This is a genomic window from Hymenobacter sp. YIM 151500-1, assembly GCF_025979885.1.
Lineage (GTDB): Bacteria > Bacteroidota > Bacteroidia > Cytophagales > Hymenobacteraceae > Hymenobacter.
This window is the reverse complement of the sequence record NZ_CP110139.1, coordinates 4386712-4409142: the sequence shown is the minus strand read 5'-3', so window position 1 is coordinate 4409142 and position 22431 is coordinate 4386712. Positions and strand designations below refer to the sequence as shown.

Annotated in this window: 15 protein-coding genes; 2 read left to right on the top strand and 13 right to left on the bottom strand. The window is 62.2% G+C overall.

The window, feature by feature from the left end:
• Positions 1-230 precede the first annotated feature (230 nt).
• The 6 genes from OIS53_RS18355 to secA form a co-directional block, all read right to left on the bottom strand.
• A complete protein-coding gene (locus OIS53_RS18355) occupies positions 231-674 on the bottom strand; it encodes an Hsp20/alpha crystallin family protein (protein WP_264680025.1) in 444 nt (147 codons plus the stop codon).
• Between the two features lie 236 nt (positions 675-910).
• Positions 911-1732, bottom strand: a complete 822-nt coding sequence (locus tag OIS53_RS18350; RefSeq protein WP_264680024.1) for a hypothetical protein — start codon at positions 1730-1732, stop codon at positions 911-913.
• A gap of 24 nt (positions 1733-1756) precedes the next feature.
• Entirely contained in the window at positions 1757-2956 is a 1200-nt protein-coding gene (locus tag OIS53_RS18345; protein WP_264680023.1) for a M20 metallopeptidase family protein, read from the bottom strand.
• A gap of 175 nt (positions 2957-3131) precedes the next feature.
• Positions 3132-3692, bottom strand: coding sequence for a sporulation protein (locus OIS53_RS18340; protein ID WP_264680022.1), 561 nt, complete (start codon positions 3690-3692; stop codon positions 3132-3134).
• Positions 3673-4344, bottom strand: coding sequence for a deoxyribose-phosphate aldolase (gene deoC, locus OIS53_RS18335; RefSeq protein ID WP_264680021.1), 672 nt, complete (start codon positions 4342-4344; stop codon positions 3673-3675). The genes OIS53_RS18340 and deoC overlap by 20 nt, the downstream gene beginning before the upstream one ends.
• Positions 4345-4578: 234 nt before the next feature.
• Entirely contained in the window at positions 4579-7986 is a 3408-nt protein-coding gene (secA, locus tag OIS53_RS18330) for a preprotein translocase subunit SecA (protein ID WP_264680020.1), read from the bottom strand.
• Between the two features lie 539 nt (positions 7987-8525).
• On the opposite strand from secA, the gene OIS53_RS18325 reads away from it, so the two are divergent.
• Both OIS53_RS18325 and OIS53_RS18320 read left to right on the top strand, forming a co-directional pair.
• The gene (locus OIS53_RS18325; RefSeq protein ID WP_264680019.1) at positions 8526-10817 is read left to right on the top strand and encodes an RICIN domain-containing protein; all 2292 of its coding nucleotides are present in this window, start codon (positions 8526-8528) and stop codon (positions 10815-10817) included.
• A 651-nt stretch (positions 10818-11468) separates the two neighbouring features.
• Positions 11469-14699, top strand: coding sequence for an RICIN domain-containing protein (locus OIS53_RS18320; protein WP_264680018.1), 3231 nt, complete (start codon positions 11469-11471; stop codon positions 14697-14699).
• 302 nt (positions 14700-15001) lie between these two features.
• Here OIS53_RS18320 and OIS53_RS18315 read toward each other — a convergent pair whose 3' ends face one another.
• The 7 genes from OIS53_RS18315 to OIS53_RS18285 all read right to left on the bottom strand — a co-directional run bounded on the left by OIS53_RS18315 (position 15002) and on the right by OIS53_RS18285 (position 22265).
• Positions 15002-15934, bottom strand: a complete 933-nt coding sequence (locus OIS53_RS18315; protein ID WP_264680017.1) for an SDR family oxidoreductase — start codon at positions 15932-15934, stop codon at positions 15002-15004.
• A gap of 3 nt (positions 15935-15937) precedes the next feature.
• A complete protein-coding gene (locus OIS53_RS18310) occupies positions 15938-17245 on the bottom strand; it encodes a family 1 glycosylhydrolase (RefSeq protein WP_264680016.1) in 1308 nt (435 codons plus the stop codon).
• Between the two features lie 192 nt (positions 17246-17437).
• Positions 17438-18619 (bottom strand): UDP-galactopyranose mutase, encoded by a 1182-nt coding sequence (glf, locus tag OIS53_RS18305; RefSeq protein WP_264680015.1) that lies wholly within the window; start codon positions 18617-18619, stop codon positions 17438-17440.
• Positions 18620-18694: 75 nt separating this feature from the next.
• Positions 18695-19936, bottom strand: coding sequence for a glycosyltransferase family 1 protein (locus OIS53_RS18300; protein WP_264680014.1), 1242 nt, complete (start codon positions 19934-19936; stop codon positions 18695-18697).
• Between the two features lie 172 nt (positions 19937-20108).
• Positions 20109-20630 (bottom strand): GNAT family N-acetyltransferase, encoded by a 522-nt coding sequence (locus OIS53_RS18295; protein WP_264680013.1) that lies wholly within the window; start codon positions 20628-20630, stop codon positions 20109-20111.
• Positions 20631-20959: 329 nt separating this feature from the next.
• On the bottom strand, positions 20960-21769 hold the full coding sequence (dapF, locus tag OIS53_RS18290; protein WP_264680012.1) for a diaminopimelate epimerase: 810 nt from the start codon (positions 21767-21769) through the stop codon (positions 20960-20962).
• Between the two features lie 13 nt (positions 21770-21782).
• A complete protein-coding gene (locus OIS53_RS18285) occupies positions 21783-22265 on the bottom strand; it encodes a DinB family protein (protein ID WP_264680011.1) in 483 nt (160 codons plus the stop codon).
• Between the last annotated feature and the right edge of the window lie 166 nt (positions 22266-22431).

The window sequence follows — 22431 nt, the reverse complement described above, 5'->3', positions numbered from 1 at the left end:
CGAAATGAAAATACAACAAAATCAGTTTGAAGTTTCATTTTCTCAAACCTGATTTTATTGGGAGTGTAAACGTAAGAGTCGGGACAAGTGGTATAGCGTTGCACGCCGGCCGAAGCCGTTAGCAGCGTCGCTTGGGGAGCCCCGCTTTCGGGCCTGCTACGGTACAAGCAACACGCGAGCCAAGCAAAAAGCACCCGGAGAGGGTGCTTTTTTTGCAGGTTGTCAGGTGCTTAGCGCACTTCAATCTGATGTTTCGTCACTTTCTTCTGGTCGAAGGGCAGCGTCAGGTGCAACACCCCATCGGTCAGCTGCGCCTCGATGGCCGTTACGTCCACGGTGTCGGGCAGGCGGAAGGAGCGGGCGAAGGTGCCATAGCCCGATTCTACACGGCGAAACTTGGGGTTGTTCTCAGTAGCTTCGGGCGCTTTCCGCTCGCCGCTCACCGTCAGCTTGCCTTCCTGGAAGTCGATGTTCAGGCTGTCCTTGGCCACGCCCGGCAGCAGCAGGTGCAGCTCGTAGCCTTGCTCCGACTCCAGCACGTCGGCCTGGGGCACAAACGATGTAGAAGGCTGATTTACGGCCGGCAGCGTGTCGCGCAGCATGTCGTTAAGCATAGCGTTGAAAGCGCGGGAAGGACGCAGAGCGGGCAGGTTGTTATACAGCAGAGTTGCCATGGTAATGAGGAGTTAAGCTAAGGTCTAGAAGTCTTGTCTGTCGTGTCGCAACCTCGTCGCGACACCTCCTCCTCTATAAATTCTATACCAACGCGGCTACGATAAATTTTTATGACATAAAGTCATGAATCAGATTATTTAATCTGAACTCAAATTGATGCGCTTATTTAAAAACACGCGTTTGAGGAATAACAGAGGGGAATATCTGCCAATTGTGCTTATGCCACTTTGGCACACTAGTACTGCGTTGGCAGCTGACGGCGCTCAGCATCCGGGGCCGAACCCAGGGTCAGGCGTAGGTCCAGGCCCACAGTGAGCTGTACATTGCGGACGGTGCCGCCGGCAATGGTGAGGTTGCCATCGACATCGTACTGAGGCAACTCCGTGTAGTACTGATTCCGCCAGGCAAACCAGGGTGTGAAGTCGAAGCGGGGCGAGATGCGTACTCCTACTTCCCCGCGCAGCTCGGAGAAATCAAGAAACGGCTCTTTTTCCTCGTCTTCGTCGCGCTGGAAGCGCAGGTAGGTGACGGCCTCAGCAGCCACGCGCGGACGCAGGGCCAGGCGGCCACTACCCAGCGGAAACACCCGGTCTACGTCAAGGCGCAAGCTGGAAGCCAGCCGGTTGGCGCGGTCCGCTTCATTTAGAAACGCCAGGTACTGCACGCCCAGCCGCTGCCGGAAGTTGACGCTGCCAAAGGTGTTCCAGTGGCGGCCAAACACTTCGGGCGTCACCGTGTAGAGCACTTCGGCGGAACTACCCGCCCACTTGCGGTACTCGTCGCGCTGCCCATTCACGGTGGCACCCCAGCTCCAGGCTGAGGTACTGAAACGCTCGTAGCCCAACCGTATATTCTGGATGGGAAAAGCCGGGTTCTCAACTACTGGCAGGTTCAGGTGCTGCAAGTTGAAGGCCCCAAACAGGTAACTGTCGCCGGTAAGCGGGATTTCAATCTGGGCCTGGGGCTGCAGCAGGGTGGGATAAGTCAACCGGCGCTGGGCAACTGACGGTAAGGCCAGCAGCAGTGCAGCGGCCAGCAGAAGGATAGAATGGCGCATAAAGTGGAAGAAATAAAATGAGTTCTAGTCGGCTCCCAGCTCCCGCAGGGCCAGCCAGGCCATTAGGCCGGGCCCGGTTTCCAGCGCGTGCGGGTCGATGTCGAACGTGGGCGTGTGCACCGACGACATAAACCGGCCGCTGCCATCCTGAGCGGCAGTGCCCAGGCGGTAGAAGCAGGCGCTGGTGGCCTGGCTGAAATAGGCAAAGTCCTCGGCGGCCATCCACTGGTCCAGCTCCACCACGTTGTCGCGGCCCAGGTACTCCACGGCGGCCTGCTCGACGCGGCCGGTAAGGGCGGGCTCATTTTCCAGATACGGGTAGCCGCGGCGGATTTCTAGCTCGCAGGTGGTGCCCATGCTCTCGGCCAGTCCTTCGCAGAGGCGGCGCAGGTGCTCGTGGGCTTCGTTGCGCCACTCCTCGTTCAGGGTCCGGAACGTGCCTTCCAGGTGCACCTCGTTGGGAATAACGTTGGTGGCGCCCTGGGCAATGATTTTGCCGAACGACAGCACCGAGGGTAGCTTGGGATTAGCACGGCGGCTCACAATCTGCTGGGCCGCCACAATGATATGGGCCGCCACCAGCACGGGGTCGAGGTTCTGCTCGGGCATGGCGCCGTGCCCGCCCTTGCCGCGCACGGTCAGGTACAGCTCGTCGGTGCTGGCCATGTAGCGGCCGGCCCGCAGCCCAATTTTACCGGCTGGCAGGCGCGGAAACACGTGCTGGCCCAGCACGCTGGCGGGCCGCGGGTTTTCCAGCACGCCTTCCTGAATCATCAGCGCGGCCCCACCCGGCAGCCGCTCCTCGCCCGGCTGAAACAGGAGCTTCACAGTGCCCTCAAACTCGTCTCGCAGCGCCACCAGAATGCGGGCCGCACCCAGCAGGGAAGCCGTGTGCACATCGTGGCCGCAGGCGTGCATCACGCCGGGGTTCTGCGACTTGTAGGGTACGTCGTTCTGCTCCGTAATGGGCAGGGCGTCCATGTCGGCGCGCAGGGCTACGGTGCGGCGGCCGGGGTTGCGGCCTTCTACCAGCGCCACCACGCCGGTGCCCGCAATGGGCTGAGTGGGCAGGCCCAGCTTCCGGAGCTGCTCAGTTACGAAAGCCACCGTCTGGTGCTCTTCAAACGACAATTCCGGGTGGGCGTGCAGGTGCTGGCGCAGAGCTACCGTGTCGGCGGCAGCTTCGGCGGCCAGGGTTTTGATGCGGGAAATCAGATGGTGCATACGGAGAATAAGGTTCGCGCTGTCCTGCTGAGCATTCTGCGTATCAAGCAGAGAAGAATCCTCTCACGCTAACACGAGTCGTTGATACAGGTTTAGCCCGCAGAAGACGCAGAAGGCGCTGATTGTTCTGCTAGTTCTACAAGGCCCGTAGCCCTGCTTAGATGAGAGAAGAAGGCTAATACGCCGTCTTATTAATAACAATCTGTGCGGCTTGCAGCTCGGCTTTGGGCGCGAAGGGGCGGATGCGCAGCATGGCCTGCTCGGCTTCGAGGCGAGTGAGGTAGTCACCAATCCAGAGGCGGAAGATGGGCTGCTTGAAGGTCAGATAGTCGGTTTCCTCGGGGAAACGGCTGATGACGGCCCGGCGCACGGCCATGGCCTGGTCGCGCTCCAAGCCCACGTAGGCCAGAATCCGATAGCCCTGGGCGTACTTCACGTTTTGGTTGGTGAAGGCCTGGTCGCGCAGGCGCTGCTCAATTTGGGCGTTGACGTGGTTGGTGGGTGGCACGGGCCGCACGGCTGGGGCCGGAGCGGCAGCCGGCGCTTTGGGCGCGGCAAAGGTGGGGCGGTAGCGGCTCAGGTCTTCGGCGGGCGTGGCTGTGGCCGCCGCAGTGCCGCGCCGGGTGGTGTCGGGTGTAGCCGTGGTGGCCGACGGCGTGCCGGGCCCGGAAGAAGCGCAGGCTCCGAGCGAGAAAAAAACAGACAGCAGCAGCACGTTACGAAGCAGAGGTTTCATGGGCAGCGGGTTCCAGCAAGGCCAGACTGTTGGAGGAGCCAATCCGGTCGGCGCCGGCGGCCAGCAGGGCCAAGGCGGCCTCGCGGGTGCGGATGCCGCCGGCGGCCTTGATCCGGATGTGCGGGGGCAACGACTGCCGCATCAGCTCCACATCGGCCACGGAGGCGCCCCGGCTGGCAAAGCCGGTGGAAGTTTTCACGAAGTCGGCGCCAGCCGCGGCGCAGAGCTGGCAGGCGGCAATGATGGCGCACTCCGTCAGCAGGGCCGTTTCGATGATGACTTTGAGCAGAGCTCCGTGGGTGTGGCAGAGGTCGGCGAGGCGGCACACCTCGTCCTCCACAAGAACTGTACGGCGGGCCAGCAGGTCGCCGATGTTGATGACCATATCCAGCTCCCGCGCGCCTTGCTGCACCAGCTGCCGGGCTTCGGCCAGCTTGGTTTCCGTGGTTTGGTAACCCAGCGGAAAGCCCACCACCGAGCAAACCGGCACGCCCGTGCCCTGCAACTCGCGCACGGCCTGAGCCACGTAGCTCGGCGGCACGCACACGCTGGCAAACCGGTGCGTAGCTGCCTCCCGGCACAGCTGGCTGATTTGCTCCGGCTGCGCCTCGGGCTTCAACAACGTGTGGTCGATGGTAGAGGCAATGTTCACAGGTGTAAAGATAGGGACTTAGGGACTTAGGGACTTAGGGACTTAGGGACTTAGGGACTTAGGGACTTAGGGACTTAGGGACTTAGGGACTTAGGGACTTAGGGACTTAGGGAGTATGTTGTTTCCCGGATGGGGTTGCAAAAAAGGCTTCGTCATTTTCATGACGAAGCCTTTTTTATAGGGCGGCTCAGAAATCTAAGTCCCTAAGACCCCAAGACCCTAAGCCCCTAACAACTACTCAATCAGTATTGCCCGGTCGTTGAGCAGGTCGTCTTCTACCTGCTTGAACTTCACATCGCGGAGGATGCGGCCGTCCATGTACTGCACGCTTACCCGCTCGTTGCGGTTGGCAATTTTCTGAGAGCGGGCGGGCTGTTGCTTGGCCAGCACCTGGGGCTGGGCACCGTCTTGCTCCAGGTCCTCAGGGCCGGCGCCCAGCGACACCGACGATACCTCTTTCTCGGCTTTCAGCTTGGGCTGGGGCGGGGCTACGGGCAGCTCGTCCTCGGTGAAGTATTCGGGCTCCTCGAAGCCGCCTTGGCCGGCCTGCATGGGTACGTCGGCGCGGAACAGGAACTGAATGGTGTCCTCGTTGACCTTGCCAATCATCTGCTTGAACAGCTCAAACGACTCGAACTTGTACACCAGCAGCGGGTCTTTCTGCTCGTACACGGCGTTTTGTACCACCTGTTTCAGGTCGTCCATGGCGCGCAGGTGCTTGGTCCAGGCTTCGTCGATGACGCTGAGCACCACCACCTTTTCCATGCCCCGGATTACCTCGTGCCCGCCCGTAGCCTGGGCCCGGCGCAGGTTAGCCACCGCCTGCACCGACTTGCGGCCGTCGGTGAACGGAATGGCAATGTTCTCGTACGGGGCGTTCTGGCCGAGCAGGTCGTTGATGAGCGGCATGGAGTTGCCGGCGATGTAGTCGTTCTTGCTCTGGTAGTAGCCCAGGGCCTCGTCGTAGAGCTTCTGGGTGAGCTGGGCCGGCTGCTGCCCGCTCAGGTCCTGGGCAGTCAGGTGGGTGTCGTAGCCGAATACCCGGATGATGGCCAGCTTAAAGTCCTCGAAGTCGTTGGAGGTTTTGTGACCCACGACGATGTCTTCGCAAACATCATAAATCATGTTCCAGATGTCCAGCTCCAGCCGCTCGCCGTGCAGGGCGTTGCGGCGGCGCTTGTACACCACCTCGCGCTGGGCGTTCATCACGTCGTCGTACTCGAGCAGGCGCTTGCGGATGCCGAAGTTGTTTTCCTCCACCTTCTTCTGGGCCCGCTCAATGCTGCTGGTAATCATCGAATGCTGAATCACCTCGCCTTCTTCTAGGCCCATGCGGTCCATGAGCTTGGCAATCCGGTCGGAGCCGAACAGGCGCATGAGGTTGTCTTCCAGGCTCACGAAGAACTGCGACGAGCCGGGGTCGCCCTGGCGGCCGGCGCGGCCCCGTAGCTGCCGGTCGACGCGGCGGCTTTCGTGGCGCTCCGTGCCGATAATGGCCAGGCCCCCCGATTCCTTGGCCGTACCGCGCAGCTTGATGTCGGTGCCGCGGCCGGCCATGTTGGTGGCAATGGTCACGGTGCCGGGGTGGCCGGCCTGGGCCACGATTTCGGCTTCGCGCTGGTTCTGCTTAGCGTTTAGCACCTGGTGCTGAATGCCGCGCAGCTTGAGCATGCGGCTCACCAGCTCCGAAATTTCCACCGACGTGGTACCCACCAGCACGGGGCGGCCGGCTTGCACCAGCGTCTGGATTTCCTCGGCCACGGCGTTGTACTTTTCGCGCACGGTCTTGTACACCTTGTCGTGCTCGTCCTTGCGCTGAATGCCGCGGTTGGTCGGAATCACCACCACGTCGAGCTTGTAGATTTCCCAGAACTCACCGGCCTCGGTTTCGGCCGTACCCGTCATGCCGCCCAGCTTGTGGTACATGCGGAAGTAGTTCTGCAGGGTGATGGTGGCGTAGGTCTGCGTAGCATCCTCCACGCGCACGTTTTCCTTGGCCTCAATGGCCTGGTGCAGACCGTCGGAGTAGCGGCGGCCTTCCATGACGCGGCCCGTCTGCTCATCCACGATTTTCACCTTGCCGTCGTCGGTCAGAATGTACTGGTCGTCGCGCTCAAACAGGGTGTAGGCCTTGAGCAGCTGGTTGATGGTGTGGATGCGCTCCGACTTCACCTGGAAGTCGTCCATGAGCTTTTCCTTCTGGTGCAGCTTGTCTTCGTTGCCCAGGCTCTGGTTCTTCTCGATGTTGGCCAGCTCGGTGCCGATGTCGGGCATGATGAAGAAGTGCGGGTCTTCGCCCTGGCCGGTAATCAGGTCGATGCCTTTTTCGGTTAGCTCAATCTGGTTGTTTTTCTCGTCAATGGTGAAAAACAGGGGCGCATCGGCCTGGGGCATCTGGCGCTGGTTGTCCTGGAGGTAGAAGTTCTCCACCTTCTGCAGCACGGCGCGCATGCCGGTTTCCGACAAGAACTTAATCAGCGGCTTGCTCTTGGGCAGGCCGCGGTAGGCCCTGAACAAGGCCAGGCCGCCCTCCCCTTCCTTGGGGCCATCCTTGCCTTCCTTGATGAGGCGGCGGGCATCCACCAGGTACTGCTGCACCTGCTTTTTCTGCTCGTTTACCAGCCGCTCGATGCGGGGCTTGAGCTGGTAGAACTCGTGCACGTCGCCGCGGGGCACGGGGCCCGAGATGATAAGCGGCGTGCGGGCATCGTCAATCAGCACGGAGTCCACTTCGTCGACCATGGCGTAGTGGTGGCGGCGCTGCACCAGCTCCTGTGGGTCGCGGGCCATGTTGTCGCGCAGGTAGTCGAAGCCGAACTCGTTGTTGGTGCCGTAGGTGATGTCGGCTAGGTAGGCTTTGCGACGGGCGTCGGTATTGGGCTGGTGCTTGTCGATGCAGTCCACGGTGATGCCGTGGAACTCGAACAGCGGGGCATTCCACTCCGAGTCGCGCTTGGCCAAGTAGTCGTTGACGGTTACCAGGTGCACGCCGCGGCGGGCCAGGGCGTTGAGGAAAGCCGGCAGCGTAGACACCAGCGTTTTGCCTTCGCCGGTAGCCATTTCGGCAATTTTGCCCTGGTGCAGCACCACACCCCCAATCAGTTGCACGTCGTAGTGCACCATGTCCCAGGTGATTTCGGCGCCGGCGGCGGTCCACTTGTTGCCCCACACGGCCTTGTCGCCCTCGATGCGCACGTTGGGCTTGCGGCGGGCAACTTCCCGGTCGTAGTCGGTGGCCGTTACCGTTAGCTGCCCGTTTTCCTTGTAGCGGCGGGCGGTTTCCTTGCAGATGGCAAAGGCCAGGGGCAGCACTTGCAGCAGCACCACTTCCAGCTCCTTATTGCGCTGCTTTTCCAGCGCGTCAATCTGGTCGAAAAGCTGCTCTTTCTGTACGGCGTCCAGGGACGTATCCTCGTTGACGCGCTGGTGCAGGGCGGCGAGCTGGTCGTCGATGCCGCGGAGGTGGTCGTCGATGCGGGCCCGGACGTCGTTGGTGCGGGCGCGCAGCTCGTCGTCAGAAAGCTGTGCCAGATTGGCATATTCGGCGTTAATCAGCGCCACATACGGGACAATCTCCTTCAGGTCCCGGTCCGATTTGGTACCGAAAATCTTGGCGACGGTCTTCCCTAGAAAATCAAACATGCTGCTTTACCTTAATTGAAACGCCGGGGCGCACTTCAAATTTACGGCGTTTTTCGGGAAACTCCCGGCCAACCTACCGCCCATTGCGGCCCTAGCCTCCGCAACGACTACCCCCGCGTCCTCAAAAAGAGTGCGGGGTTTGGCAGCGCCTCATCTTGTCAGGCAGTTAGGGCGCCAGCCACTACGGCAGAGCCTGCGCGGCACTTTTCTTTCCAGGACCAGAATCGGCAGCGTTGCCACAGCGGAGCTTAACTACACTCAGACTCCAACCTGGCGATACCTGAACCATGAAATCTTCCGAAAAACGTGAGGCCACACGGCTTTAGTTTGTCGATAAGCATACGGCAAATTTATCTCATAGACTATTGATTACCATATAGTTAACTACTATCAACTTTTAGTAGGTGGCCTAACTGTAGGTGTGGCATAGGGTTGGGTGCAAGCATCTGATTGTCAGACAGTAGTGAGCCAATATGTGCACTCATGCCTGGCGAAGCGGCTGCCTTCCACACTTTTTTACACCGTTATTCTCTCACCACATGAAAACAACTTTAACTTCTTGGCGGCCGGCAAAACTGCCGCTGCTGCTCCTGCTCTGGGCACTGGCTGTCGGAGGTATTGTCTCCCCCGCCCACGCGCAGAGCGCCACCGGCCGCAAGGTCATCCTGGGCGTATTCGTCGGCAACGAGCCGGCCGACTTAGCGCAGTTCAACAACTGGCTGGGCAAGCCCGCCGATGCCGTGCTGGCCTACACCGGCGAGCGGGACTGGTCGGACGCCAGCCCCAACTGGATCCTGGGGCAGTTCGGCTCCTCGGGCAGTGAGCTGCTTTGGTCGGTCCGCATGTTCCCCAACGGCTCCAACAACGGCCTCAACAACATGCGCGAGGCCGCCTCGGGCGCACGCAACAGCATGTACCAGGACTGGGCGCGCACCATCCTCAACTCGCGTTCCGGCGACTCGCGCCCGATCTACGTGCGCACTGCTTGGGAGCTGGGCGGCGACTGGTTCTACTGGACCAGAGCTGCCAAGGCCGACCCGGCGGCGTTCATCGCCGCTTGGCGCAACTTTGCGCAGGCCTTCTACAGCGTATCGCCCCGCTTCAAGCTCGTCTGGGACTTCGTGCCCGACAAAATGGGGTACTTCGGTCCACCGGAGAACTACTATCCCGGCGACGAGGTGGTGGATGTCATTGCACAGGACGTGTATTGGCACCCGCAGTGGGAAACGAATGATCCAGACCAAGCCTTTGACTATGACCTCAACTATGAGCGAGGCCTGAACTGGATGACCACCTTTGCCACCCAGCACGGCAAGCCCATGGCTATTCCCGAGTGGGGCGCGCCCGGCGGCCCCCACTATGAGAGAGACCAGAACGGCAATTCGGTCTTGGTGTGGAATGGGGACAACCTAAACGGTGCGCGCTACATCGAGCGCATGAAGCAATGGATTGAAACGCACGACGTGGTGTTTGCCACGTACTGGAACAGCGACGCCGATTACACGGGCAAGCTCAGTGACGGGGCCCCGGCGGCTACGGCTACGGCTCTCAAAAACCTGTACCTGAACGGTGTCACCTCCGGCGGCTCCGTTACGCCGCCCCCGGCGTCCACCATCCAGTCGGGCGCGGTGTACGAGCTGACGCCGCAGCACGCCACGGGCACGCGCCTGACGGCTGGCGCCGGCACGGGCAACGGCGCGCAGGTGAGCATCGCGGCCGCCAACGGTAGCCTAGCGCAGGCTTGGCAGATCACCCAGGCCAGCGGCGACATCTACGAGCTGACGCCGCAACTGGCCGGCGCCAGCAGCCAGCGCCTGGACGTGAACGGTGCGCGCAACGCCAACAGCACGAAGGTGCAGCTATGGCAGAGTAACCGTACGCCGGCCCAGCAGTGGAAGATTATTACAGTGGATGCGGCCAACGGCGTGTATGAGCTGGAGCCGCAGTGCGCCGTGGGCCAGCGCCTGGACGTGGCCGGCGCTGCCACGACCAGCGGTACGGTGGTGCAGACCTACCAAGGCAACTCGACCAATGCCCAGCGCTGGAAACTCACGCTCAAGACGGTGCCGACCGGTATCGTTTCGGGCGGGGTTTATGAGCTGGCACCGCAGCACGCTACGGGCAACCGCCTGAACGCGACGGGCACGGGCAACGAGGCGCAGATAACCGTTGCCACGGCCAACGGCAGCCTGGCCCAAGCCTGGCAGCTGACCAACGTCAGCGGCGACATCTACGAGCTGACGCCGCAGCTGGCCGGCGCCACCGGCCAGCGCCTGGACGTGGCCGGGGCAAAATCGACTGACGGTGGCAAGGTGCAGCTCTACGCCACCAACGCCACGCCGGCGCAGCGCTGGCGGCTCGTCGCCATCGACGCGGCCAACAGCATCTACGAGTTGGAGCCGCAGTGCGGCACGGGCACGCGCCAGCGCCTAGATGTGGCGGGCAACAGCCAAACCAGCGGCGCTATTGTGCACACGTGGGGTTCGCACTCGGGCGACAACCAGCGCTGGAAGCTCACGCTCAGGTCGGCCACCGTGTCTGGCCAGCAGAACGGTCTGGCGGCCAGCCGCCCCGCCGCCCAACTGCTGGTATACCCTAATCCGGCCACCGAGCAGGCAACGCTGAAGTACACGCTGGACGCACCGGCGGCCGTGCGGCTGGAGGTGCTGGACTGGCGCGGGCAGCGCACCGCCCTGCTCTTGGATAACGTGACGCAACCGGCGGGGCCGCACACGGCCGTCTTGCCGGTAAGCACATTGCAGGCCGGCACCTACCGCGTGGTCCTGACCAGTAACAAAACCAGAAAAGTGCTTTCCCTGGAAGTGCGCTAACTGTCTGCTCTCCTGCTTCCTATTCGGGAGCTTGTATCCAAACGCACCTATTGCTTCTACTAGAAGCAAAAACGCCCGGCCACCGAGTAGTCTCGGTGGCCGGGCGTTTTTGAGTGGGGCACTAACATGAGTCGCTCGGGAGGCAAGCAGCTGCGTTGCAGCGGCTCCACCGCCGAGCTGCTGCCTGGCTTACACTCCAACAGCGTGGAGGTAGCCATCCGAATTCTTACGAAAACCGTGAGCTGACCGGGCCGGACCTTGGCGTGCCACAAAGCGCCGATTTGCCGACAAGCCTCTGGTAGGCAGATAATTACTTTCCAAACGCTGAGCAAAGGCCGCCGGGCGGGTGGATGTGGCATGGGGTTCGGAATGGGGCAGGCCGGGCGCCGCTCCAGAAGCGCGGCCCCACCTGACTTTCCCTTTTTCCTGTCCACTTCACTTTCTGCTCATGCCAACACCACCCGCCTTTTTCCTCACCCGGCTATCAGGCCCTGCGAATGGCCGCCTCGCGGAGCGGCCCGCCACGAGCCGCACCTGAAACAGCAGCACCCACCAATGCGGCGTTGCCCGGTCCGGCTCCTACTGGATACTGCTGGTTTTTTCCGCCTTTTCTCATTTACCCATTTTCCTTTCCAACCACATTACCCGTACATGAAGACACTCTTAAAGTACCTTTCGGGGGCCACCCCCGCTGCCGGGGGGCCAGACGCCTCCTCGCTGCCTGCCCGACTGCCTTCCACTGGCCGGCGGATGAAACATTTTCTGGGAAGGAGCCTGACGTGGACGCTAGCCGGCTTGCTGGGCCTGGCCGGCACAGCTCAGGCCCAGGAATTCACCGAAGACTTCACCGGCAACTGGACCGGACAGCTCAACCACGTTTGGGGCGAAAGCTCTAAAGTGTCGGTGAGCGGTGGGGTGGTCACCATTGGTGGCACGCACAACGGCGCCGGGGTGATGCAGCTGCCGGGCGCCGCCAACAGTGGCCTGGGCAACGGCCTGTTTGAAATCAGAGCCCAGCTGCGGGGCAGCACCGTGGGCTCGAACAGCGGCCCGGCCCTGGTGCTGTGGCCCGCCGACGACAAGTGGACGGCCAAGAGCGTAGAAAACGCCGGCGGCACCTTTCCTTACCACCTTTCGCGGGAAGTTGACATCGGCGAAATAGATGGCGGTGGCAAGACCTACATGGCCTCGCACTGGACGGATTGCTCCTGGAACCGGCCGGAGTGCGACGCCTACAAGGCATTTTACGCGCCCGAGGGCCACAACCAGTGGGAGTGGCACACCTACGCCGCGTTTTTGCAGAAAGACAAGATTACCTACTACGTGGATGGGAAAGTTATCGGCGTCGACACGGACCACCCGTCGCCTGACTTTGCCAGCGGGGGCGTAAACCACCTGATTGGGCTGATGAACCGCTCGTCGGACACGGAACTGCGCGCCGACTGGGTGAAGTGGACTTCCGAAGCCACGGTGCTGAAAAACGGCGGCCCATATGGCGGCACCACGCCGCCCCCGCCGAGCCCGAGCTACGCGGGCACGTACGTACTGGTGGCCGGGCACTCGGGCAAGGCCCTGGATGCCGACGGCACCCAGAACGGCGGCAAGGTGCAGCAGTGGGCCCTGACGGGCGGCAAAAACCAGAACTGGACCCTGACGGCCGACGGCGCCGGCTTCTACACCATCACCAACGTGAACAGCGGCAAGGTGCTCGACGTGGAGGCGGCTTTTACGGCTGATGGCGCCAAGGTGCACCAGTGGGACAACTTCAACTCCGACAACCAGAAATGGAAGGTGGAGGACGCCGGCAACGGGTTCGTGAAGCTCACGGCCAAACACTCGGGCAAGGCCCTGGATGTATCGGAGGTAAGCACGGCCGACGGCGCCCAGGTGCACCAGTGGGCCTACGTGGGCGGCGCAAACCAGAAGTGGAAGCTGCAAGCTCCTACTACCACTACTCCTCCTCCGCCCACTACCGCCACCTACGCCGGCCGGTTTGTGCTAACGGCCCGCCACTCGGGCAAAGCCCTGGACGTAGAAAACGCTTCGACAGACAACGGTGGCCGGTTGCAGCAGTGGGAAAACTACAGCGGCAAAAACCAGATCTGGACCCTGACCGCCACCACCGATGGCTACTACACGATTACCAATGAGCACAGCGGCAAGGTGCTCGACGTGCAGGACGTTTCCCCGGACAACGGCGCCAACGTGCACCAATGGGAAAATTTCGGCGCCGACAATCAGCTGTGGAAAGTGGAGGACGTGGGCGGCGGCTACGTGAAAATCACGGCCAAACATTCGGGTAAGTCCCTGGATGTGTGGCGGGCCAGCCAGGACAACGGCGCGCAACTGGTGCAGTGGGATTACGTGGGCGGCGTAAACCAGCAGTGGAAGCTGCAAGCCGTCGGCACCACGCCGACCGCCCCCAACCCGCCGACCCAGCCGAACCCGGCTACCGCCTCGGTTATCAATATCCTCGTGCGTGGCCAGAGCAACGCCATCTACTTCATGGAGAGCAATGGCTGGGCCGGCGCAGCCACCCTCGAGCGGGAAGTGCAGCGCCTGCTGGGCTTCGACGGCACCAAGCAGAAGGTGCGCTTGGTATACGACCGGGGCGAGGACGATGGCGCCGCCACGGCTTTCGGCGGAACGCCCTTTATCGGCAACGACTGGGTAGCCCCGAAAAACGGCGACTGGCGCCAGGGTTGGGAAGCCCGCCGCCTCGAAAACATGGTGCTGGGCCAAATCAACCAGCTGTCGGCGGCTGAGAAGGCGGCTCCGGCGGCAGTGCTCTGGCTGCACAGCGAAAACGACAGCAAACGGTCGGACCTCACGCCCGAAGAATGGATGAGCGCGGTACGGTTTGACGCCAACTTAGTGCGCCAGGCCTGGGGCAAAAGCGCCGCCGACCTGCCCTACCTGTTCGTGGACGCGCACCCGTACTGGGGCACCAACGAGGGACACCAGGCCATCCGGCAGGGCATGGAGCGGCTGGCGAAAGACGCCTCCTTTAATGCCGACATTGCTAGCCGGGCCCTGGACCTCGACATCAACCGGGACAACTACGACGGAAACGAATCGACCCAGGAGTACGGCGGCAGCCACCTCGCCGACAGTGACATTCTGCTGCTGGCCCCGCGCATCGCCCGGGTTGTGGCCGAGCAGTTTGCCCAGTACGCTGCCAGCGGCTCGCCCGTGGCCCAGGCCGGCGGCAACCTCAACGACCACGGCCCGCAGGTGGTGGGCGCCACGTTGGTGGGCTCAACCCAGCTCCGCCTGACTGTTAAGCACGACGGCTCGGCCGCCGGATTTAAGGCCCTGGACAGTGACGCCGCCAACGGCGTGGGCTGGTCGGTGCACAGCGCCGGCGGCTCGGTTAATGCTACCAAGGCTCAGATTGTGGACGGCACCCACCTGCTGCTGACCTTCAATGGCACGGTGCCGGCCAACGGCAAGCTCTACTACGGCTACGGGTACGGCCGTCTCGAAGGAGCCGACAAGCGGGGCCAGGGCAACGCCGTGTACGACACGGAAGGCCTGCCCATCTGGGTTTCGGCTGACGGCTTATCCGTGGGAACCGGCACCCAAAACCGCTCCACGGCCCAAGCCGCAGCCCGTGCCACGACGGCGCCGGCCAGCCTGACCATCTACCCCAACCCGGCCCACGACTACGTAATGGTGAGCCTGCAAGCCACCGCCAACGAGCCGGTAGTGGTGGAAGTGCGCGACGCCCTGGCCCGCCGCGTAACCGGCCTCACCCACCGCGCCACGGGCGGCCTCAACCAGGTGCGCCTGCCGCTGGGAAAACTGCCCGCCGGTGTTTACCATGTGTCGGTGCAGTGCGGCGCTAAGCGCACCGTGCAGCGGCTGACGGTGGCTCCGTAGCGGCTGCCAGTTGCGGGCGGCCAGTTGCCACATGGGCCGCTCTGTAGCACCTTTCTACCTCGAAAAGCGCCCGAGTCAGCTGACTCGGGCGCTTTTTTTGGCAAGAGCCTGAAAGCGGTGGATTCACTGCACCGCCGCGTCCAGCTGCTCGGGGGGTGTAACAAGCCTTTTCCGCATTACGCTGCCTGCTACCAGGTTGGATAAAAGCCAACACCCTGCCCGAAACTGATTCCGGGCAGGGTGTTGTATGTTGTTGCGGAAAGCAGACCAAAGCTGCTGGTCTGGTTTTAGAAGAAGCGAAACTAAGAAGCCACCGCCATGTGTTCTTCCGGGGCATTCTTCAGCGCCGTTATCATTTCCGACACGCAGCCGTGCAGCCGGTCTTCGGCCGGAGGCAGCAGGTTGCCTTGTTTGCTGCCCAGCACACTGTACACCGGCCTGGCCGCGGCCAGCCCGAAGTCCTGCATGGCACGCGGCACCACAAACGAGGTGTCCAGGCTGGCCATGTCAGCAGTTAGGCGGGCCAAATCGGACCAGGTGTAGGCGCCCTGGTTAGCCAGGTGCCACACCCCGCGCTCCTCGTCAATGAGCAGGTCCAGGGACACGTTCACCAGGTCGGGCACGAAGGTGGGCGAGATGAGCACGTCGTCGGCGGCCTCGAAGGGCTGCTTGTGGAGGCCAGCCCGCAGCGCCGCGTACACAAAGTTGTACTCATCCCAGGGCCCGAAAAAGGCGCTGGTGCGCACCACCAAGGCCTGGGGCATGCGGGCCAGCACTTCCCGCTCGGCCAGGCGCTTGCTGTTGCCATATACATTTAGGGGCCGGGGCGTGTCGCTTTCCACGTAAGCCGCCGACTTGTTGCCGTCGAACACCAGGTCCGAGGAAAACGTCAGGAAGTGGATGTCGCGGTAGGCGCAGGCGGCGGCCAGGACGGTGGGGCCGGTGGCGTTTTCCTGGTAGCACCGCTCAAAGTCTTTTTCGGCGTCGTCTACCCGCACGTAGCCGGCCGTGTTTACCACCGCCCACGGGTTGTAGCGCACCAGGGCTCGTTCCACCGACAGCGGGTCGGTGATGTTCAGCTCGGCGCGGCCCAGGGCCACCGCCTCAATGCCCCGAATAGCACAGATGCGCTGGAAAGCCCGGCCCAGGGTCCCGTTGGCCCCCGTAATGAGCAGGGGCCGAACCGGAGCCGGCTGCGGCCCGGCGGCCACATCATTTACCTGTAGTATTTGCATAGTCTAGGTGGTCTTAGAAGTGGGACAATGGTGATGGTACAGGAAACGCTCCTCCCGTTCCCACCACCCTTTCGACTGCAATAGTGGGTGCTCGTATTGCCCGGTGGTAGCCAGGCTCTTCACCATCCTGAACAGGGCAGTGGGGCGGGGCCAGCCGCCCCGCAGGTCGAATACGCCGCTTTCGTAAAAGGCTCCCTCAGATGTGAGCAGGGTGTTCCAGTCGTAGGCACCCAGCAACGACCAGATGGTAATGGCCCGCATATCAACTCCCTTGTCCTTTAGGGCGTTGGCCGCCTCCCAGGCGTACTGCACCCAGCGCATCTGCTCCTCGCGGGTGCAGTCCAGGTGTACTTCGGTGCTGGCCAGGGGCAGCCGGTACCGTTCCCAGGCTTCCAGTAGCAAGTCGTGCAGGCCGGCCAGCTTTACCAGGCGCACCCGCACAGCCTCCACATCGGCGTAGTTGACGCGCTCCTCGCTTTGGCGCAGATGGTGAGCAGGGAAGTAGTGGTGATTCTCATCTAAAAACCGCTCACTGGTAATGTAATGGTTGATGCCCAGCACATCGGGCGGCAGCGGCGAATCCACCAGCTCCAGCAGCTCGGCTTCGGAGGCCCCGCTGGCGCGCAGGTAACCCCACAGTGGGTGCTGCTGGTCGATGCGGCCGCAGAGTAGGTCGAAGGTCAGCCAGCGCCGGTTGTTTTCGTATTCGGCCTGGGCGGCCAGTTGGGGCGTGCAGTGAGTTTTGCCCAGGTCTTCGGTCTGGATAAGCTGGGCGCCGGGCGTAACCTCCCGGATGGCCTTCATGGCTTCTTTGATGCCCCTGATGTGGTTGAGCTGGATGCGCACAAAGGTTTGGTCGTCGAGGCCGTGCGGGTACCAGATGCCGTAGAGGCCGCTGAAGCGGGCCGTAGTCAGGGGCTCGTTGACGGGCGTGTAGTGCGTTACCCACGGATACCGCTCGGCCACCATGCGGGCGAAGCGGGCCAGGCCGGGCACAAAATTCTTTTTGTGCAGAGCCGTGTAGCGGGGGCCGCTGCCGTGGTGCAGCAGCGTTACAATGGGCTCGATACCCAACTCCCGCAGCCGGTTCAGACGCTCGTCGGTCCAGGACCAGTCGGGGTTGTCCAGGCTCTGCGGGGCTACCTGCTCCCACAGCACCGGGTAGCGCAGCTTACGGATGCCCAGCTCCGCAAACCGGTCCAGGTCCTCGATGCGGGTGCGGTGCCCGCTATTTACCAGCTGGTCGCTGTACTCGTTGCCAATCCGCCGAATGGTACACTCCACACCGCCCCATATTTCTACTTTTTCCATCCTGCAATCGGGTTGTGGCTGCCTGCCCAGAGGTTGGCAGTGTCGAGTTATCAACCTCCAGAAACAGTTCTGTCATCCTGGGCCGGCGGCAGGAAGTGGGCAGGTGCCAGCTCAACGGCCAGGGCAACCTGCAACTTCCTCCCACCAGCCCAGAATGACAGACATCTGGCAACCGGTTTTCTATACGTGGTACTAGCCCTTGGCCGGGTCGCGGGGCACCAGCTTCTCCATAATGGAAGTAGAGCCGGTAATGGCGGGCTTGGCCAGCTTCTGGGCTTCCTCCGACTTCTCCGTGAGCTTCTTGTACAAGGTCAGGGCCTGGGCTACTACCTGGTCCATGTTGTAGTACTTATAGGTAGCCAGGCGGCCCACAAAGTGCACGTTGGGCGTCTGATCGGCCAGCTTCTTGTACTGGTTGTACAGCTCGGCGTTTTCGGGCTTGGGTACGGGGTAGTACGGGTCGCCTTCGGCCTTCGGGTACTCATACACCACGCTGGTTTTGGGGTGCTGCTGGCCCGTAAGCTGCTTGAACTCCGTGATGCGGGTGTAGAGGTGCTCGTTGGGGTAGTTGACTACCGGCGCGGGCAGAAACTGCTCAGTGCTCAGCGTTTCGTGCTTGAACTCCAGGGAGCGGTAGGGCAGCTTGCCGTACTTGAAATCGAAGAACTCGTCTACCGGACCCGTGTAAATCATTTCCTTGAAGGGAATGAAGTCGATAACATCGTGGTAGTCGGTGTTGAGCATCACCTTGATGTTGGGGTGGTCCAGCATGCGCTCAAACATGCGGGTGTAGCCGTGCAGGGGCATGGCCTGGTAGGTGTCGGTGAAGTAGCGGTTGTCGCGGTTGGTGCGGGTCGGCACGCGGCTGGTCACCGACTTGTCCAGCTCCGAAGGGTCGAGGCCCCACTGCTTGCGGGTGTAGTTGCGGAAAAACTTCTCGTACAGCTCGCGGCCCACTTTGCTGACCACCACGTCCTCAGAGGTTCTGATCACCGGAATGCTTTCGGCCAGCGACTCCAGGAATTGCTCTACCTCGAAGCTGTTCAGGCTCAGGCCATACAGCTTATTGATGGTGTCGAGGTTGATGGGCATGGGCACGTACTGCCCGTCTACCGACGCCAGCACCCGGTGCTCGTAGGGGCGCCACTCCGTGAAGTCGGACAGGTACTCGAATACCTCCCGGGAGTTGGTGTGGAAGATATGGGGACCATACTTGTGGACCAGAATACCGTCCTCGTTGTAATGATCATAGGCGTTGCCGCCAATGTGGTTGCGCTTGTCTATCACCAACACTTTCTTGTTGGAGCGAGTGGCAAGCCGCTCAGCCAGTACACTACCGGCGAAGCCGGCTCCTACGATGAGATAATCGAACATAACGAAGCGGTGTTTGGGAAAAAGATGTAGGGGAGGGAGAAAAGGGCAGAAATGTGCAGCCAGAAGCGGTAAAAACTACGCTCCGGCCCCTGATGTAGACGTGTGGCGCAGCTTCTGCTGCATGAGGTGTACCATCTGCTCCCAGGTTTGGTCCCAGGAGATGGTAGCAAGGTATTCATCGGTGCGGCGGCGCCAGTCGGCATCGTCGGCCTGGGTCAGAGCCTTCTCGATGGCCCGGCCAAACTCGTCGGCGGTGGCAGCTATCTGCACCAAGTTCAACTCGCCGTACGGCCGCACTACGTCGCGGATGGGTGTGCTAACCACGGGCCGGCCAGCAGCCAGATACTCCGGAGTTTTGGTGGGCGAGATAAATTTAGTACTCTCATTATCAGCGAATAGCAAGGTAGCAACATCCCAACCCCGAAGGTAAGCCGGAAGTTCCTGATAGTCTTTGCCGCCCAGATAATGAATGTTGGTGTGGCGGGGCAGCAAGGCCGGGTCAATCTTTACCACCGGCCCGATGATGACAAACTGCCACTCGGGGTGGGCAGCAGCCAGTTGGCCCAGCAGGTCAATGTCGAGACGCTCATCTACCACGCCGAAGAAGCCCACGCGCGGGTGCGCAATATCAGCCTGGTCGGCGGGCTCGGGCATGGGCTGGCGGGCCTGCCCGAAGTGGGCTTTGTCGATGCTGCTCGGGAAAGGATGCGCATCGGGGTGCTGCTTGCGCTTGGCTTCGTAGAGCGTGTGGCCACCGGTAAATATCAGGTCGGCCCGCTCAAACAGCTCCTGCTCCCGCTCCCGCAAAGCAGGCGGAGCAAACTTGAAAGCGGCCAGCTCATCCATGCAGTCGTAGATGGTGAGTACCGGCCGGAAATGGCGGGACTTCGCCAGCGCCATCGGAGTATAGTACCAGAAAATGTATTTTTCGATGCTTGCTTCGGCAAAATACCGGGCTAGCACGTCGGCCTGGGCTTGATCTGCCTCAGCCTCTTGGCCGCGCAAACGCTGGGGAAGGTGCACTACCAGCACTTTAAGACCTTGCTGGCGCTCTTTCACCTCCATGTGCGGCTCAATCAGGTCGTCGGCGTGGTAGAACGGCTCCTCCACGTAAAACACCCGGCCGTGCTGGGCAAAGCGGGACAGCAGGTGCTGCGGCCGCTGCCACACGAAGTCCCAGTGCAGGTGAGCAAAACAAACTAAATCGGGCAGGGAATACGTAGAACCAGAGGCAACGGGGGCAGATGAGGCGGAAAGAACAGCAGAAGGGGCATGCGCGTGCGGAGGTGCCTCCGCCGCTGGTGGATTCAGCGACATAGAAGAACAGGTAAAAGCGTCAGTCGGACTGAGCGGTGGTTGAGCTGCTACCTCCGGCCTTACTGGCCAGCCGCGTCCGACAAGGACCTATACGCGGAGGGTTAAAAAAGGATATAGTTGAGTTGCTTCACCATCCAGTCTGGCATGGTTACTGCCAGTTTCCAGCCCCTTTCTAACGAGCCAGCAGCAGCTGCATCTCCACGGCATCCTGCCAGCCGGATTCGGTCCGCAGCCACTCCCGCCGCACCCCAACACGCCAAAACCCCGCAGCCCGAAACAGGCGCAGGCTGGCGCGGTTATCGGCCCCGATGGTGCAATGTAGCTGGTGCAGGCGCAGCACCTGCCGGGCGTAGGGCACTACCAGGCCCAGTGCGGCCCGCGCCACACCGCGCCGCCGGTGCGAAGCCAGCACCGTGATGCCGATGCCCGCTCGCTGGTGCAGGGGCTCAAACCCGAAAATATCGAGGGTGCCCAAGGCCTGGCGGGTGCGCGTTTCCTCAATCACCAGCCGCAGCTGCCGCACCTCGAAGAAGTCGGCCGCGGCACTGTCCAGGTACTGCCGCAACACGTGCCGCGACACCGGCGCCAGCGTATCCGACACGCCCCACACGCTAGGGTCGTTTTCCAGAGCGTACAAAAACTCCAGGTCGTCGTCCTCCAACGGGCGCAGGCAGATGAAGTCGGAAGTGAGCATGGAGGTGCTGGTAAAAATCAGAGCGTAAACACTGGCGGCAGACTTCTCGCCGGAGGCGAGGCGTCTGCCCGCCGGCCAATGGGGCAAGTCTCCCGACTTGCGGCCGCGCCAGCGGCCAGCCGGAACCGCGCCGCCTGGATGTAGTGCGAATCGGAGGATGGCGGAGCCAAGCTTCCGCTTCGCGCCTCGTCCGCGCCGCTTGCTGCTTGACTGACCCCGGAGTTCCCAGGGCTGAAGCCCTAGGCTACGTAGCGGCTTACGTGCGGCCCTGATTAGCCCAGGGCTTCAGCCCTGGGAGCCAGAACGACCACCGGGCAACATCACGCGAACTACACAGTTCGCGCTACTTCTATCGTGCCTTCAAACACGCGCGTGGCGGGGCCGCTCAGAAACACGTTCGTGAATGAGCCGTCGGGGTGGGCGTCGAAGCGTACGCGCAAGTCGCCGCCGGGAGTGCGCAGGTGCACGGGGCTGGTGGCGCCGCGGCGCGAGGCGGCCAGGGCCACGGCCGTTACGCCGGTGCCGCAGCTCAGGGTTTCGTTTTCGACGCCCCGCTCGTAGGTGCGCACCTGCCAGGGCTGGCCGGGCACAGCGGGACTTTCCACGAAGTTGACGTTGGTGCCCCGCTCCCGAAACCGGTCGTTGTAGCGAATGGCGCGGCCTTCGGCAAATACGTTCAGCTCGGCCAGGGTGCTGGCAGGCAGGAAGCGCACGAGGTGGGGCGAACCGGTGTCCAGAAACACGCCGCCGTCTTCCATCTCCTGCTGGCCCAGCACGTCCTGCATGCGCAGGTGCACGGTGCCATCGGCTGCATCAACGCGGGCTTCATGGGGGCCGTCGGCGGCCAGGAACCGAGCTTCGGTGCCGATGACGCCCAGCTGGCGGGCAAAGGCCACGGTGCAGCGGCCGCCGTTGCCGCACATGGAGCCCAGGTAGCCGTCGGCATTGAAGTACACCATCTCGAAATCGTAGTGCTCATGCAAACGCAGCAAAATGAGCCCATCGGCCCCGATGCCGCGGCGCCGGTCGCAGAGGAAGCGCACGAGTTGGTGGTTGGCCTCGTCGAAGTGGTGGGCGCGGTCGTCCACCATCACGAAGTCGTTGCCGGTGCCTTGGTATTTATGAAAGGAGAGCAGCATCAGAAAAGAAAGGTCAAACCAGTTTGCGCAGCAGAGCTATCTGCCCGGCGTGGTAAAGATAATGCTGGGCGGTGCCATGCAGCAGCACGTAAGGGCTAACACCGGAACCGTCGGGCCGGTCGCGGACCTTGCCCAGCGGGGTGTCCAAGGCGGCTAGCGGCAGGGCTTCGGCGGCGCGCAGCAGGGCCGCGTGAGCGGCGTGCAGCTCGGTCAGGGCCGTTTGCCAGGCGGCCTCGTCGGCGGTAGCGGGGAAGTCGGGCCAGTCGGCGGCGGTGAGGCCGGTGGCGGCCTGCTCAGCTACGCGGCGGGCCACGGTGGCAGCCCACGTAGCTAGGTGGCGCACAATTTCGCCGATGCTGTGGGCCTGGGGCAGGGGCCGGGCTGCCGCCTGCGCCGCCGTGATACCCGCCAGCGTGTCCAGCAGTGAGGGCCCCGACCAGGCATCCCCATCAAAAGCCCGGCGTAGCTGGTCGGTAATGCGGTTGAGTTCGGTCATGGATGAGTGATGAGGTAACAGGTTGACCGTCATGCTGAGCTTGCCGAAGCATCTCTACCTCTGGCTAACTTCAATGATGTAAACGAAGCATACATCAGCAACGAAGCGGGAGAGATGCTTCGACTTCGCCTTCGGCTGCGCTCAGCATGACAAACGTGTTACCTGT

Excerpts from the sequence above, each read along its gene's own strand:
- OIS53_RS18295 (WP_264680013.1), bottom strand. The coding sequence starts at position 20,630 with ATGCTCACTTCCGACTTCATCTGCCTGCGCCCGTTGGAGGACGACGAC.
- dapF (WP_264680012.1), bottom strand. The coding sequence starts at position 21,769 with ATGCTGCTCTCCTTTCATAAATACCAAGGCACCGGCAACGACTTCGTG.
- OIS53_RS18315 (WP_264680017.1), bottom strand. The coding sequence starts at position 15,934 with ATGCAAATACTACAGGTAAATGATGTGGCCGCCGGGCCGCAGCCGGCT.
- OIS53_RS18340 (WP_264680022.1), bottom strand. The coding sequence starts at position 3,692 with ATGAAACCTCTGCTTCGTAACGTGCTGCTGCTGTCTGTTTTTTTCTCG.
- OIS53_RS18300 (WP_264680014.1), bottom strand. The coding sequence starts at position 19,936 with ATGTCGCTGAATCCACCAGCGGCGGAGGCACCTCCGCACGCGCATGCC.
- glf (WP_264680015.1), bottom strand. The coding sequence starts at position 18,619 with ATGTTCGATTATCTCATCGTAGGAGCCGGCTTCGCCGGTAGTGTACTG.
- OIS53_RS18320 (WP_264680018.1), top strand. The coding sequence starts at position 11,469 with ATGAAGACACTCTTAAAGTACCTTTCGGGGGCCACCCCCGCTGCCGGG.
- OIS53_RS18325 (WP_264680019.1), top strand. The coding sequence starts at position 8,526 with ATGAAAACAACTTTAACTTCTTGGCGGCCGGCAAAACTGCCGCTGCTG.
- OIS53_RS18310 (WP_264680016.1), bottom strand. The coding sequence starts at position 17,245 with ATGGAAAAAGTAGAAATATGGGGCGGTGTGGAGTGTACCATTCGGCGG.
- secA (WP_264680020.1), bottom strand. The coding sequence starts at position 7,986 with ATGTTTGATTTTCTAGGGAAGACCGTCGCCAAGATTTTCGGTACCAAA.
- OIS53_RS18350 (WP_264680024.1), bottom strand. The coding sequence starts at position 1,732 with ATGCGCCATTCTATCCTTCTGCTGGCCGCTGCACTGCTGCTGGCCTTA.
- OIS53_RS18285 (WP_264680011.1), bottom strand. The coding sequence starts at position 22,265 with ATGACCGAACTCAACCGCATTACCGACCAGCTACGCCGGGCTTTTGAT.
- OIS53_RS18345 (WP_264680023.1), bottom strand. The coding sequence starts at position 2,956 with ATGCACCATCTGATTTCCCGCATCAAAACCCTGGCCGCCGAAGCTGCC.
- OIS53_RS18355 (WP_264680025.1), bottom strand. The coding sequence starts at position 674 with ATGGCAACTCTGCTGTATAACAACCTGCCCGCTCTGCGTCCTTCCCGC.